Source organism: Bradyrhizobium sp. 139, assembly GCF_023074175.1.
Taxonomy (GTDB): domain Bacteria; phylum Pseudomonadota; class Alphaproteobacteria; order Rhizobiales; family Xanthobacteraceae; genus Bradyrhizobium.
The window spans coordinates 78,391-92,564 of sequence record NZ_JADPKS010000006.1 but is presented as its reverse complement, the minus strand read 5'-3'; the positions used below and the strand labels follow the sequence as shown (position 1 = coordinate 92,564).

Here is a 14,174-nt window from a genome sequence, read left to right as displayed (position 1 = left end):
GACCAGCTCCGACGAGGCGAGCGCTACCGTCAAAACCCGCCGCTCTAAGGGGTCAAAATTGGACGCCGATACGGGGTCAAATTTGAACGCCGATTGACAGCCGTAGACAGGACGATCGCGTCGAATGCTGCTGCTAGTCGATGTGCGTGCGACAATCTGTTTGTATGGACGAACCGCACGGGAATGAGGTCATCGGCTTTTGCCGTTCTCGGGACACGATGAATACCATGTATCTTGGCCGACAGGTCCTTGACATCGAACTTCTGATCGAGCGCGACCTGCCATCGGCCGTTCAAGGGCTGCGAGGCGTCCAACGACTCGCAAGCCGGTCCGCTAGAAGGGCTCTCCCCCAACCTCTTCATACCCTCGAGACGATAGGACTCCTGTTGCGCCTTGCTCCACGCAGCGAAGCTGTTTTCCGCGCATTTCTCCCCCTTCGATTGCAGGTAGCACTTCAAAGGGCACGCCAGGTACGCCTCTAGTAGCTCCGAAGTAATCACGCTTACCTCCCTCACACGGGCGCGCGTCTTCGGTATTGATAGGCCTTTCCGACTATGCAGTGGGTGTGAACATCGGGTCCCGGAGCCCCTGCCGCTGCGACGGACATCGCGACGGAATTTCAGTTGTTGCAGTTAAATGTCTCAACCGTTATATATTGGGGTCTGGAAAGGACCGCGCCATGACCGCCCACATGCTGCAATTCGTCGAACTCTCGGATCAGGAGCGCAAGGCCGCCAAGCCTCTTGGCAAGCTCGGCAAGGGCGATCATGTCGAGATCAAGGTTCGCCGCAAGTCGGGCCAGGACCAAATCGTCAGGCTGCCCCCGGCGGCCGCAGCCCTGCTCGAAACCGCGCTTGGCCATCTCCTCCAGGGGGAGCGCGTCGCGGTTCTCGCCGAGGATCAGGAACTCAGTCCGAATGACGCGGCAGATATCCTGGGAATCTCCCGACCGCTGGTCGTGCATCGCATGGACGCTGGCGATCTGCCATTCCGATATGTCGGCAAGCACCGCCGTACGAAGCTAAAGGACGTTCTGGCACTGAAGACACGGATCGAAGCCCAGCAGGCGGCGATGGAGGCGCTCGCCGACGACGCCGAGGACCTCAGGCGGCGCTATGGGGTTTGAGCCCGCCGTCGCGGTCTTCGACGCCTGCGTTCTGTATCCCTTTCATCTCAGGAATATCTTCGTTCAGGCCGCAGTCGATCGGTTGGTCGAAGCGCGCTGGACGGATGAGATCCATGATGAATGGATGCGAAACTTGGTAGTTGATGTACCTGCCATTCCGATAGAGCGTTTGCAGGTTACCCGACGGTTGATGAATGATGCGCTCCCGGCGGCGACGGTCGGTGGGTACGAGGAACACATTCCGAAGATAACCCTGCCAGATCCAGATGATCGTCATATCGTCGCAGCCGGAATCGTCGCCAACGCAACGCACGTTCTCACGTGGAACTTGCGTCACTTTCCAGCAAACGAGCTGAAGAAGTTCGGCCTCCGAAGGATGACCCCTGACGCCTTTCTTGCCGGCCTCTTCGACCAAATCCCGGACTTGGTGATCAGCTCTCTCGCAAATGCCCGACGGAATCTGAGCAAGACCGGGGTTTCAGCATCAGACTTCATCCCCATTCTCAAGCGTCAAAAACTCGTCCAAGTTGCGAAGCGGGTAGAGAAGCACGTATCCGATCTGTAGGCACATCAAGCGTCATTGGCTCGATCCAGGCAATGCGTTCCTACCAGCGATGCATCGTCCAAGAAGCCATCCGTGACAGCCGCCGCACCAGTTTCGCACCAGAAACGACCTCGTCAAAACACAACGAACGCGACCGGATGCAGACCAAACCGCAGCATTGGATACGGTCAAGTCACTTTACGAGGAACCTTTCTTTTCATGTCGGCAAGGAGGCGGTAGCCCTCCGCCAGCTGCAACAGGTTCTCCCTTTCCGATCCGTGCGGCAAGCGAAAGGCATCTTCATGCAGAGCTTTCGCTAGTTCGTCGCACTGGCCGATGGTCAAGTGTTCCTCTTGCATCACGGCCCTCAGGCAATCGATTGGGTCGTTTCTGACCAATGCTGGCTCGAGGCGATTCCCGGACGGTTTGTTGTCCCGCTGGGAGCAGCCTGTCACACTTATGTCACCTGAAGCTATGCAAATGCGGCAAGCTCTTCCAAATTCTCATATTCCTGCCGTTTTTTGCATAGTGCTCGCCGGGTTTGTTCTCAATCATAGGCGTGTTTTCCGACGCGCGATCCGCGAGCCAAACGAGCTTGGTGGAGATTGGAAAGTGGCTTGGAGCAAAGTTCTCAGTTTCAGCGATCCGTTTCCGTATCAGACGAACGTTCGTGCCGCCGATATGAGAATATTTCCCACTGTGAAGGGAGAGTTTCGAGGCCAAGTGACGCAAATCGTAATGAACGAATTATGGATGCAGCGATTTCATGAAAATTTGGCACGTGTCCACAAAGGGACGATAAGGCCCGGTCGCAAGATCTTCAGTTTTCTCTCGCAAGTTCAGCCAGAGGTGTACCACTGTGGCAGGTTGTTATCGCAAGGTGAACTGATCGCGGAGGACTACGAAGTACAACACGTAAGAACTATGGGGGATTTCCACTTCGGGTGTATTTCTCTTGCGCCGGAGGAACTTGTAAGGGCAAGCAAAGCGATAGCCGGTTGCGAATTTGACGTAGAGCGCACCAAACGTTCCATTCGGCCAAGCCCAGACCTCATGAGGCGATTATTGGAGCTACATGAGACGGCCGAACGCCTGGCCAAGACCACGCCAGAATTTTTTGAGGTTCCAGAAATTACTCGGGCATTTGAGCAGCAATCTATTCACGTGTTGATCAGATGTTTGACTGAAGGCATTGTCTCAACGACAAACAGCGGCACCCTTCGCAAAGAATCCATCCTCGCCCGGTTCGAGGAGTTCCTGGAGGCGAACCCAAACTCACCCTTGTATCTGACTGAGGTTTGCGCAGCCGTCGGCGTAGCGGAACGAACCCTCCGATTTGCGTGTGAAGAACACGTTGGAATGGGCCCTATCCGCTACCTCAACTTACGGAGAATGCACCTTGTCCGTCGTGCGCTGGTGCGAGCGCTCCCTTCCACGGTAACGGTAACCCGAATTGCCACCGACCATGGTTTCTGGGAGCTGGGGCGCTTCGCAGTCGCCTATCGAACTTTGTTTGGTGAGACGCCTTCGGAGACGTTGAAAAGACCGCCAGATAATCAGCGAGACTTTCCTAATCGCCCGTTATTGCTGCAAAGGTCCAGTTGAGATCAGGACAAGATAGCGGCTTGTGATCTCAGCCATGACTATCGCCCTTGCTTCTCGACCACGACTCCGGACGGCCTTGGTTGCTGATAAAATACAGGATGCTGTACGCGACGATGGTCGAGTCGAGTAGAAACGGCAGCAGGTAGCCCCTGGCCCATGGCTGGCCAGAATTGCTGATGCACAAGTAGACCATGAAGCCCTTCTCGACGGCGCTGAACACCATGGTCTCGAAGCGCAACCAGGGACGGAAGGTAGCGACCGCCATCAGCGCGCCAATTCCAAAGACCATGATGCCCCAGTGCCGCAGCGCGGGCACGCTGGAAGGCGTATAATCCACAAGGCCACCAAACATCGGAGTGAGGAGGTTTATGTCGATGGCGAACGGCAATGACAGGCCGGTAGCGATGCCGAACACGATGAGAAATGGTCTAATCGTGTTTATGATGAAGATATCCAGACCCTTCATTGGAACACCTTGCCGGTATTGCTCGGCCCGAATGGTTCTCGGCTTTCAGAAAACGAACCAAGCTGCCGCGATCAGATGATCTCGGCTCGTGCCGATTTGATTGCCAAAAGGAGGACCAGCTCGAAGCAACCATCTGGTCCGAACCGCGGCTTTCTAATCCCCCTGCATTCTGAGCTGCCGCGCCGCGTTGTTCACATCAAGCGCAGGCACAGGGTTTTCCGGGTTTTGCAAATTCGGCAAGAGATCGGTCGAGGCTCCTCCCGGGAAACGTCTGATGTTCGGATATTTGATGATCGACTTGTTGAACTCCTGGAGCGGCAGGTCCAACAGAGATGCGGCCCAACCATTGTCCATGCCTGCGTAACGCCCCGGGGAGGAAGTCGGGTTACGCGTCGGGGTGGCACCGTTGAAGGTCATGTCATATTTTTCGAATGGGTCCATGGTCAAATTGTAGATCGAAGGGACCGCACCCATGTTCAATTCCGGGCCCATCCAGGTATCTTTCGAGGTATAGACCATCTTCCACGCGATTCTTAGCCACGGCGCATCGGGGTCGCCACCAATGTCCGCGCGAACGCCATTGAAGTTCTCGCCGTCGATATAGATCCAGGAATCGCGTGCCGAATGTTCCGCCTTGCCCATCACGTAGGCGCTGTTATCGACACCGTCGAAATAGATGGGCTTGCCATTGTTATCCATGGTCTCGCCCTTGGTCGGTGACTTGAGCCCGACCATCGCTGCGGTCGTGGGCCACACGTCCATATGCGACATCATTTCGTGCAGAACGAGCCCCGCCGGGATCTTGCCCGGCGCCCACATGATGCCGGGCACGCGCCAACCGGCCTCGAACGGTGATCCTTTTTCGCCGCGGAATGGGTGGGTCCCGGCGTCGGGCCAAGCGTCCTGCCAAGCGCCGTTGTCGGCCGTGATGATGACGATCGTATCGGGTGCTTCGGTACGGATCGTGTCCATGATCCGGCCGACATCGGAGTCCAGCTCCATCATCGCGTCCGAATAATTGCCAAGGTGAGACTTGCCCACGAATGCCTTGCTCGGCCTGTTGGGCTGGTGCATTTTCATGAAGTTGATGTCCATGAAGAATGGCTTGCTGTCCTTGGCGTGCTGCTTGATGTAGTTGATCGCCGTCTCCGTCTGACGGACATCAAATTCCGAAAGGTTGTCCAGGGTGATCTCGTCGCCCTTCGCCGCTGGTTTGCCCGCCGTGCCTGACCACTCGTAACGATTCACGGCGTTCTGATACATCGCCCAGTATTGCGGGTTGTATTTCGGAAACCATGGATGGGCGTCTGGTGAGGTGTCGCTGTAGGCGTAAACGCCCGGATAGTAGGCAGCGAAGTGTTGCATCTCGTCGAAGCCGTGCTCGATCGGATAGAACTCGGGCGCGTCACCAAGATGCCATTTGCCCGAGTAGAAGGTCGAATACCCGTTCTTCTGATAAAACTCGCCGATCGTCGGTGTCTCTTTCTTGAGACCATTGCGGTCGCTGGGAACGACCACGACCGACAATGCCGAGCGTATCGGGATGCGCCCTGTCATGAACGAAGAGCGGCCGGCCGTGCAACTGGCTTGGCCGTACCAGCACGTAAACAGAGCGCCTTCCTTTGCGACACGGTCTATATTCGGCGTCGGGTGGCCAAGCGCCGCCCCGCCGCCCGTGTAAGCGCCGAAATCGTTCCAACCGGTGTCGTCGGTCATCAGCACAACGATGTTGGGCTTCTTTTGTGCGAACGCCGGCGCGGCGGCAAGGGTCACACCGGCAGCTGATGCCAGTAGTCCAAGCCAAAGTTTTCTACTCACCTTCATGGTTCACTCCTTGGACGATACCGGGCGATCTGCGCGACCGTACTCGTGTGCGCAACGATAGCGGCGCTTATGGCTTGCGCACCATTCCCATGCGTGGCGGCTGCACGGGAGCAGCCACTCCGTAGATAACCGTGATGCCGGACCCTCCACCCCATGTCGAAGTCGGGCGAGTCGGATCGGGCGAGGCGGCGCCGTTGAGGTCGTTCCAGTTGTTCGCCGCCCAAACGTTGCCCGCCGGGTCGATCGAAACGTCGGTCAGCATCTGGATGCTGCCGCCTTTGAAAACATGGATGGCATCACCCATCTTGGTGCCAGCGGGATGGCCCTTCGTATTGTCTCCGGCCATCAGCACCACCCCTCGGCCCCAGAAATTGCCAATCCAGACGTCGTCGTTGCCGTCGATGTTCAAGCCCCACGGCACGCTGACAGCTTTGTCACCCGTGAAGCCGGTCGGAGCAGGCTGGGAGCCATCGGGACGGATCATATTGACCACGCCGGTGACCATATGGGGGTTGGTTTCGAGGACCTTAAGCATATGCCCGGCGGCGATTTTGAACTGCTCCATGATCGACGCGCCGTCGGGAATGACGGGCGGGGGAAAATCGAGCGACATGTTACTCGCAACCCATACGTTGCTCTTCGAGTCGAGCGCGAGAGCGCGAACACCGATCCCGGCGCGGAATGACTCCGCCTTGGACGGATCGTCGGCGGGGAACCGTACAACCTTGTCCGACTGGGAGTTGCTGACCCAAACGCGATTTTGGGCATCGATAACGATGTCGAAGGGAGACTTCAGTCCGCCGACTTTTACGATCCGGCCGTCAGTCACCCGCCCGCCGGGAAAATGCAGCAACTGATTGTCCGACCCATCTGCTATCCAGACGTCGCCATTCGCGGCAACACCGATGCCCATCAGGCCAAGGAATTTCTCTTTGAACGGGAAGTCGCTCTCTGTACCGATGGGATGACCATCGAAATCCAGTACGAGGATCTTCCCGTTGAAGCTCGTGAGCCAGACCTTGTCCTTTGTTACGGCGGTGCCCCAGCCGACGCCATCGATGCCCATTCCGGTGAAGCCGGTGATGGGCGGCGAGAGCGCGGTTCCGTTAGGCGAGAGTTTGACTACGCCGCCACCAATACTTTGATTGACGCCGGACTGCGAACCGGCCATCCAGTTTTGTCCGCTCCATAGATTGCTCTCGGCGTCGAACATGAGGCGACCGGCCGAGTAAACGCCGCCGCCCGCGAAGCAAAGCGACAGGACGAAGTCATCCGGGACGTAGGCCAGATACGGTACGAACGGTGCCTTGCGCCGGGCACCGTCCTTCGGCTGCGGATATGCTTCATCGAATAGCGCATAGAGTTCCTTTGGCTGCGCCCACGGCTTGCGAGCAATACCGGTCATTGCCTCGATGACATTCTTCGGGGTGGCTCCGCCGGGAACGGTTGCGGCCTTGAGGAAGCGAGCGCGCCAATCCTCGTTAGTCGTTGTGGCGAATGCGGTGATGAGCGAACCAAGCGTATTCAAGTTAGCCAGCGTGGTAGTCCGGGTGCTGTTAAGCGGGTCCAACAGCACTTTGCCCCATTGGCCGGTCGCGGGGTCTACGAGGTTCGGAACGTTTCCGGCAGCAATCCGCATTCCGAGCGGATTACCGGAGATTGCCTCCCCCTTGATGAATTGAGCGGCAGCGAACGCCGAGGCTACAGTGGTAAGTTCGTTAACGGTGACTGCTCTCGGCAATGGGTCTCCAAGCAATACCATCAGGGCGATGGCATTGTTGACGCCCGTGTTCGCCGCGCCTCCCGCCGTGCCGCCTTTGGCCACAAGGTACGTGGGAGCGTTGCCAGCCCCGGGGGGTGTGCTGAGTGCAAAGCGGCCATCCGCGCCGGTTTGCGTCTGGGTAACTTGCCTGGGCTGGTCTGCACCCGCAGTCCAGAGAGTAACAGTCGCGCTGACGACCGGCTCACCTGCAAGCAAGACCTGACCTTCGAGCCGCTGTTGTGCGGACGCAGGAGCTCCTTGTACGGCAATCGCAGCGCCGAGCGCGAGAAAAACAAGCCAGAATTTTTGTGCCAGTCGCATGGTCGTCTTCTCCATGAAACGGATGGTTCGGCTTCCAGGTCGGTAGACTGCCGAATTTTGCGGCTACCGGATCTTCTTGATCCGCCGCAGAATGGAGCGCGATCACTTTCCGGGCTATGCACTTTCGGCAAGCGAAGGAATTTCCGTCTTCAGGACCAACGTCCGTTCTGGGTCAATCGCGACCGGTCGATTGGGTGATCCCCCGCGAGGCAAGAGATCCGATCCGCCACCCCAGAGGTGTGTTGTCGTGCGCTTATTCCCAAATCACAAGGTAGTTTCCGATTTGCCCGAGGCGCGTACAATCTTCGCGAACACGAGACAGAGGCCTATGCCAGCTTCGGCTGCCTGCATCGAACGTGAATAAAAGTTTAGCTGGAGCAGAACCAGACGTGTCCACGTCGTGCGAGGCCGCCCTTCTGAGGCCGTGACAGTGAGACCAGGACCAAAGAAAGCGCATGGACCCACGGTGCCTATCGGATCATATTAGCCGGACATCACTATGTTCGACGAGCAAGGGAGCCACCGGATGTACGCCAACATTCTCTTGAGCACGGATGGATCGGACGTCGCGAGGAAAGGGGTTGAGCATGGCATCACCTTGGCGAAGGCCTTGAACGCCAGGCTGACAATCATCACCGTGACGGAAGCGCTGCCGGTCGACTATGGCAGCGGACACGCCTCGGGTTGGATTCCGACGCAGGACGAAATCGACAGCTTTGACGCAGCCTGCAAGGCCCGCGCGGGCAAGGTGCTCGATGAAGCGCGCGCCCTGTCGGAGCAGATCGGCACGCCTGCAGAATTTTTGCATGTTCCGAATGCGCACCCGGCGACTGCGATCATCGATACAGCGAAGTCCCGGGGCTGCGACCTGATCGTGATGGCCTCTCATGGGCGACGCGGCCTCAGGAAGCTGTTCTTGGGCAGCCAGACATCCGAGGTCCTGGTGGACGGAAGCGTTCCCGTGCTGGTGGTGCCGAAGCCGACATAGGTGTAGGGCTTACCCGACACCGCTCAATCGTTCCGCTGAGCTACCGCACAAGACCGCTCTCTCGCGGCAGGAGAATTTCATGGTGAGTGAAAAAGGCCCGAACATCAAGAAGAAACAGAAATGCAAGAATTGTGAAGGCAAAGGTCTGCTCAAGAAGGGCGATAAGGTGGTGAAGTGCCAGCGCTGCAAAGGCACGGGGGTGCGGTGATGTTGAGTTGATGGCCTCTCTCATGCCAAGGTAAAGGCCGCTAAAGCATGATCCGGAAAAGTGCACAGCGGTTTTCCGAAAAGATCATGCGCAAACAACAGCCTAACGCGCGATGGCGATTGAACCCCAATGCCATCGCGCTTTAGGCTGCGCGAACCTTTAGTTGCGTGACAACGCCAACCTAATGTTCGACCCGGTACAGCCGCCATCGCTCCGGCACGCCCTTGAGCTGATGCAGGCCGTGATCCCTCAAGCGAACACCGGACTGCGACACCAGCAGATCTTTGACCGCGCTCGACACCAAAACTTCGCCGGCACGCGCCTTGGCAGCGACGCGGGTGCCGATGTGGAAGGCGAGGCCGACCCTTTCGCCGCCGCTCACATTGTACTCGCCCGCATGCAGCCCCACCCTGATCTCGAGCCCCAGCGTGCGCACGGCCCTCTGGATCGCGGCTGCGCAACTGACACCGGCAGCCGGCGCCTTGAACGTCGCCAATACGCCGTCGCCCGTCGTCACGACTTCCTTTCCGCGCGAGGTCTTCAGTTCCTTGCGGACGGCGGCGTAATAGTGGCTCATGATCTTGGTCCAGCGCGCATCGCCGAGCTTTGCGGCTTTTTCGGTGGAGCCGACGATATCGACGCAATGGGCCCGGCCAGCGGCTCATAGCGATGGTTGCGGCGCCGCGCGATCGCGGCCTTTGCGTAATCCTGGGCGCGCTGCGCGCTGCCGCAGCGAATTGTCTTCTCCTGCGGCAGACGCGTCCAGTAGACCTTTCGTCCGTCGCCCGCGCCCTGGACCTCCACGGCGCCCCATTTCAGGAAGATCGCCGTGCCAACGCGCCGGACACACCACGCCTTCGATGTGTAACCCGATACGTTCGACTGATGGATTCCGATGCGAAGGAATTTTGGCATGAACGTGCGGCCGATCGATGAAACGCTTGGGCAGACCGAACGCCAAACCTTAGTCACACAACTCTGCGTTGGCAACTGGACTCGAAGATCGCCCATGCTCTCGCGCAAGGCCGGATACGCAGCGCTTGACGCGTGCGATTGGGCAAGCTGCGTGGCTGCGAGTATCCCCTCACTTGTGAAACGCAAACAGCTCAATCGGATCGCTGAAGCCGCGCACCTCGTGTTTGCCGACATGCTCGAGCTCGAACTCCCGCTCGACCAGCTCGGCGAACGTCCGCGAGAGCAGCACCGTTCGTCCCAGTTGCTTGGTCAGGGCTTCGAGACGGGACGCCATGTTGACGGCGGGACCGATGACGGTGAAGTCGAGCCGGGTGCTTGATCCGATATTGCCGTACATGACGTCGCCGACGTGGACGCCGATGCCGTAGTTCAGCGGCGCGCGGCCGGTACCGTTGTTCCGCTCGTTCAGCGCGGCCATGGCCTGACGCGCTTCAGTCACGGCGTGCAGCAGGTTTGCGCAGGCCTTCGGCTCGCTGAGCGGGAAGATGGCGAGCAGGCCGTCGCCGATGAATTTCAGGATTTCGCCGCCGTGCCGCGCGATCGGCTCCGACATCGCGTCGAAATAATCGTTGAGGAGATCGATGACGTCGTCGCGCGGCCAGTTGTCGGAGATCTTGGTGAAATCGCGGAGATCGCAGATCATGATCGCGGCACGCACCGTGGTGCCGGTGCCGCGCCTGGTGGCGCCGGCCAGGATCAGCTCGCCGGCGTGCGAGCCGACATAGGTCTCCAGCAGGGTTCGCGCCAGGCGATTCTTGACGCGGATTTCGCTGACCAGCGCCAGCACCGGCAAGAGCTTCTTCAGCGCAGCGATATGCGCGTCAGCGAAACCACCGGGTCGGTCGGTCGCGAACGTGACGAGATGGCGTTTGCCGAGGGTATGGTAGAGCGGCCAGGCGACGTAGTCGGTCAGGCCTTTCGCGCGCATCTCGTCATAAAGGGCGTGCTTGCGGCCGAGCGCCGGGTCACGTTCAAGGTTCTCGCGCAGCTCGGTGGCACCGTCCTGCATCTCATTGGCGGGACTGCCGATGTACTCGGAGCGCTCCCGCACGTCGAAATCGACCCGCGAGATCTCCGCCTCGCGCATGCCGTCGGACCACATGAAACGGGCACCCAGCCATTGCGGGTGCTGGATCAGGACATGAAGCGTCGACCGAGCGAGGGGGATGCCGGCCTGCTGCAGGCGGACGCACATCTCGCCAAAAATGTTGTCGATGAAGCGCTCGTCGCGCGTGCCGTTGGTCAGCCAGTCGACGACGCCGTCGGAAAGATTTTGCTCTGGCGCGTTCATTATCCTGCCCGTCCATATCGTGCCTTGCGCGGCGGTCTGCATCTGGGCAGATATCGTGCTCCCGCTCGGCGGCGTCAACCTGGCCAGTCGCACGGATTGTGCGCAGCGGCTTATCGGGATAGTTGCCGCCTAGCCTGCGAGCCGGATCGACCCCAGCACCGCCAGACCTGAAACCAGCGCGAGCCTCACAGCCCCGGTGAGCTCGACCTTCAGCGTGCCGCTGCCGGGAACCGCAAAATCCTCGCCGCCGAGACGGATGCTGCAATCGCCGCACGCCGCGTAGACCAGATGCGTGCCTGCGGCGAGCTGCCGTTCGCCGGGCTCCCTGAGCGCCAGAAGTTCGATCACCGCCGCACCGCGCCGCGCCATCAAATTCACGACCTCGACCGGACCGGCCTCGAGCTCGGTCACGATCTCGAGCTCGCCGGTGAAGCGCACGGTCGTAAAAGGTTCGCGCTCGTCGAACTCCTGCGTGGGCGCCTTCAGCACCAGGCCGCGCCCGCCGACGACCATCTGCAGCCGGTCGATGCCGGGCATGTGGGAGAAGGGACCGGGCGCCACGATCGGGGTCGAGGCAAAGCGCCAGAGCAGGCTGTCCCAATCCCTCACCGATGCGCCAGCGCGATGGGCATCCGCAATGTCGGTGAAGATGCCGCCGCCGTTCTTCCAGGGTGAACGGGTGTAGTCTTCGAATTTGAGCAGCGTGGTTTTCATGTTTTGGTCCAGTCCGAAAAAAGGAATTGGGCATCACCCGCGCGCATCATGCGCGCGATGGCCCCTGGCGTACAAGGAGCTTGGGTCTGCGAAGGCGCGGGACGCACGATTGCCCGAGGCTTGCGTTGCGTTCATAGACCAGGACTCACATCCCGCTCAGCCCGCTATCCACCGCGAGCGTCTGTGCGGTGACGTAGACGCTTTCGTCCGAGGCAAGTCGCTCGGACAGAGCATCTATATCGAGAATCACACGGGCGCGGCGGGCACGCTCGGCACGCAAATGGTCGCTGCGGCTGCAAACGATGGCTACACCATCACTGTCGGCGGCATGACCACGCACGTGCTGGCGCCGGCGATCTATCCAAAACTGGCTTACGATTCGATCAAGGATTTTACGACAATCGGCCGCATCGGCACGTCATCGATCATGCTGGTCGCGACCAGGGATTTTCCCGCCAATGACCTGCTCGGCGGCCACATCTCCCTTGCCACGCTCGATATGGCGACCGCGACACCGCTGGTGAAGGACGGCTCGATCAAGGCGCTGGCCGCCTGCGGCGAGCGCTCGCCGAGCCTGCCGGATGTCTTGAGCTACAAGGCGCAGGGCGTTCCGTTCGACCGCAGCCTGTCCTGGGCGGTGTATACGCCTGCAGGCCTCGCCGAACCGATCGCGAAGAAGCTTTCGGCAGCACTGAAGGACGCACTCGGCGATGCCGAGATGAAGGAGAAGCTCCTGGGGCTCGGCATCACGCCGCAATTCGTCTCCGGCGACGAGCAGCGCGACATCAACGCGCGCGACATCGCGGCCTGGAAGCAGGTTGCCAAGGACGCAGGTATTGAGCTCAAGTGAATCGAGGTCAAGTGACCAAGGTGACAAGGGGAGCGCGGGCATGAGCCGCATCTTCGGCGCGGTGCGCCAGAACGGATATGTGGTGCGGGACATCCACGCCGCGATGAAGCACTGGATCGAGGTGATGGGTGTCGGCCCCTGGTATTACATGGACCGCGTCAAGACCGATTGGTTCCGCCATCGCGGGCAGGATTCCGCGGTCGAGATGAGCATTGCGCTCGCCAATTCCGGCGATCTCCAGATCGAGCTGATCCAGCCGCGCAACCACGCGCCCTCGCTGTACAGGGAGTTCCTCGACGCCGGCCACGAAGGTCTCCAGCACATGTCCTACTGGAGCCACGACTACCAGGCGCTCTACGACAAGGCGATCGGGCTCGGCTACAGGATCGGCCACGAGGGCCAGATCGGCGGCGACAAGGGTCGCTTTGCCTATTTCGACACGCAGGCCCATCCGGGCACGATCATCGAGATCTCCGATATCAGCGGCACCAAGGGCCCGTTCTTCGAGAAGGTCCGGCTGGCGGCGGCGAGCTGGGACGGGTCGCGGCCGATCCGCGAGGTCGGCGGGAAGCCTTAAATCCCGATCGCCGGATTGCGACCAGAGGAAGCTGCTGGTGCGGTGAGGCCGCGAACCATGGTAGCATGAACCTCGTGTCCGAACCTTCAGCGAGGCAAGCATGTCCAACACTGACAAGGTTTTCGCCGGCTCGATCCCAAAGCTCTACGACGAGTATCTCGTCCCGATGATCTTCTCCGTTTATGCGGACGACATCGCGAGGCGCGTCGCGGCTCTCTCTCCCTCGGTGCTGCTCGAGATCGCAGCGGGCACCGGTGTCGTGACGCGCGCCGTGGCGGCGGCGCTGCCGCGCGGCGCCCGTTATGTCGCGACCGACCTCAACGAGCCGATGCTTGCGGTCGCCGCGCAGCGTCAGACAGATGATGATCGCATCACCTGGCGCCAGGCGGATGCATCGGCCCTGCCCTTCGACGACGCCGCATTCGACGTGGTCTGCTGCCAGTTCGGCGCGATGTTCTTTCCGGATCGCTTCAAGGCTTACGGCGAAGTGAAGCGCGTCCTGAAGCCGAATAGCACGTTCGTGTTCAACGTCTGGGATCGCATCGAGGACAACGTGCTCACGCATGAAGCGACGATCGCACTCGGCAAGATGTTTCCCGATGATCCGCCCCGTTTCATGGTCCGCACGCCGCACGGCTATTACGACAAGGCCGTCATCAGAGCCGACCTCGAACGTGCGGGCTTCCGCGACATATCGATCGAAACACGGTCCGAAATAAGCCGCGCGCCGTCGCCCGAGTACGTCGCGATCGCGCTCTGCCAGGGCACGCCGCTGCGCAGCGAGATCGAGGCCAGGGACGCCGGCAAGCTTCAGGCCGCAACTGACCTCGTTGCCGAGGCGGTCCGAACGCGCCACGGCTCCGGAGCGGTCGAGGGCAGGATCCAGGCTATCGTGATCGAAGCGCGCCGGTAGTTGCGGGCTT

At 60.0% G+C, this 14,174-nt stretch carries 14 protein-coding genes and 2 pseudogenes; 9 read left to right on the top strand and 7 right to left on the bottom strand.

What is annotated here, in order from left to right:
• From IVA80_RS38515 to IVA80_RS00940, 3 genes and pseudogenes are all read left to right on the top strand, one after another.
• A pseudogene (locus tag IVA80_RS38515) lies at positions 1 to 97 on the top strand (IS21-like element helper ATPase IstB); the annotation flags it as partial.
• 582 nt (positions 98 to 679) lie between these two features.
• Positions 680 to 1,126, top strand: a complete 447-nt coding sequence (locus IVA80_RS00945) for a helix-turn-helix domain-containing protein (RefSeq protein ID WP_247424570.1) — start codon at positions 680 to 682, stop codon at positions 1,124 to 1,126.
• A complete protein-coding gene (locus tag IVA80_RS00940; protein WP_247424567.1) occupies positions 1,116 to 1,691 on the top strand; it encodes a PIN domain-containing protein in 576 nt (191 codons plus the stop codon). The genes IVA80_RS00945 and IVA80_RS00940 overlap by 11 nt, the downstream gene beginning before the upstream one ends.
• 167 nt (positions 1,692 to 1,858) lie before the next feature.
• On the opposite strand, the gene IVA80_RS00935 is transcribed toward IVA80_RS00940, so the two are convergent.
• Complete coding sequence (locus IVA80_RS00935) at positions 1,859 to 2,014, bottom strand: hypothetical protein (RefSeq protein ID WP_247424564.1); 156 nt, start codon at positions 2,012 to 2,014, stop codon at positions 1,859 to 1,861.
• A 136-nt stretch (positions 2,015 to 2,150) separates the two neighbouring features.
• Here IVA80_RS00935 and IVA80_RS00930 point away from each other — a divergent pair, with 136 nt between their 5' ends.
• Entirely contained in the window at positions 2,151 to 3,275 is a 1,125-nt protein-coding gene (locus tag IVA80_RS00930) for an AraC family transcriptional regulator (RefSeq protein WP_247424561.1), read from the top strand.
• Between the two features lie 28 nt (positions 3,276 to 3,303).
• Here IVA80_RS00930 and IVA80_RS00925 read toward each other — a convergent pair whose 3' ends face one another.
• The 3 genes from IVA80_RS00925 to IVA80_RS00915 all read right to left on the bottom strand — a co-directional run bounded on the left by IVA80_RS00925 (position 3,304) and on the right by IVA80_RS00915 (position 7,663).
• The gene (locus IVA80_RS00925) at positions 3,304 to 3,741 is read right to left on the bottom strand and encodes a hypothetical protein (RefSeq protein WP_247424557.1); all 438 of its coding nucleotides are present in this window, start codon (positions 3,739 to 3,741) and stop codon (positions 3,304 to 3,306) included.
• Positions 3,742 to 3,894: 153 nt separating this feature from the next.
• Positions 3,895 to 5,565, bottom strand: a complete 1,671-nt coding sequence (locus IVA80_RS00920) for an arylsulfatase (protein ID WP_247424554.1) — start codon at positions 5,563 to 5,565, stop codon at positions 3,895 to 3,897.
• A 67-nt stretch (positions 5,566 to 5,632) separates the two neighbouring features.
• Positions 5,633 to 7,663: a hypothetical protein gene (locus IVA80_RS00915; RefSeq protein ID WP_247424551.1), complete on the bottom strand. Its 2,031-nt coding sequence runs from the start codon at positions 7,661 to 7,663 to the stop codon at positions 5,633 to 5,635.
• Positions 7,664 to 8,174: 511 nt separating this feature from the next.
• On the opposite strand from IVA80_RS00915, the gene IVA80_RS00910 reads away from it, so the two are divergent.
• Together IVA80_RS00910 and IVA80_RS38275 are read left to right on the top strand one after the other, a co-directional pair.
• Complete coding sequence (locus IVA80_RS00910; RefSeq protein ID WP_247424579.1) at positions 8,175 to 8,636, top strand: universal stress protein; 462 nt, start codon at positions 8,175 to 8,177, stop codon at positions 8,634 to 8,636.
• 79 nt (positions 8,637 to 8,715) lie between these two features.
• On the top strand, positions 8,716 to 8,844 hold the full coding sequence (locus IVA80_RS38275; RefSeq protein WP_256374932.1) for a hypothetical protein: 129 nt from the start codon (positions 8,716 to 8,718) through the stop codon (positions 8,842 to 8,844).
• Positions 8,845 to 9,025: 181 nt separating this feature from the next.
• Here the strand turns inward: IVA80_RS38275 and IVA80_RS00905 are convergent.
• From IVA80_RS00905 to IVA80_RS00895, 3 genes and pseudogenes are all read right to left on the bottom strand, one after another.
• Positions 9,026 to 9,759: pseudogene (locus IVA80_RS00905) on the bottom strand (adenylate/guanylate cyclase domain-containing protein).
• A 169-nt stretch (positions 9,760 to 9,928) separates the two neighbouring features.
• A complete protein-coding gene (locus IVA80_RS00900; RefSeq protein ID WP_247424549.1) occupies positions 9,929 to 11,110 on the bottom strand; it encodes an adenylate/guanylate cyclase domain-containing protein in 1,182 nt (393 codons plus the stop codon).
• 129 nt (positions 11,111 to 11,239) lie between these two features.
• Positions 11,240 to 11,824 carry a HutD family protein gene (locus IVA80_RS00895; protein WP_247424547.1) on the bottom strand — a complete coding sequence of 195 codons (585 nt, stop codon included), beginning with the start codon at positions 11,822 to 11,824 and terminating at the stop codon, positions 11,240 to 11,242.
• A 166-nt stretch (positions 11,825 to 11,990) separates the two neighbouring features.
• On the opposite strand from IVA80_RS00895, the gene IVA80_RS00890 reads away from it, so the two are divergent.
• The 3 genes from IVA80_RS00890 (at position 11,991) to IVA80_RS00880 (ending at position 14,164) form a co-directional block, all read left to right on the top strand.
• Positions 11,991 to 12,674 (top strand): tripartite tricarboxylate transporter substrate binding protein, encoded by a 684-nt coding sequence (locus IVA80_RS00890; RefSeq protein ID WP_346347950.1) that lies wholly within the window; start codon positions 11,991 to 11,993, stop codon positions 12,672 to 12,674.
• A gap of 40 nt (positions 12,675 to 12,714) precedes the next feature.
• Positions 12,715 to 13,251 carry a VOC family protein gene (locus IVA80_RS00885; RefSeq protein WP_247424541.1) on the top strand — a complete coding sequence of 179 codons (537 nt, stop codon included), beginning with the start codon at positions 12,715 to 12,717 and terminating at the stop codon, positions 13,249 to 13,251.
• Positions 13,252 to 13,351: 100 nt separating this feature from the next.
• Entirely contained in the window at positions 13,352 to 14,164 is an 813-nt protein-coding gene (locus IVA80_RS00880; RefSeq protein ID WP_247424540.1) for a class I SAM-dependent methyltransferase, read from the top strand.
• The last annotated feature ends 10 nt before the right edge of the window (positions 14,165 to 14,174 follow it).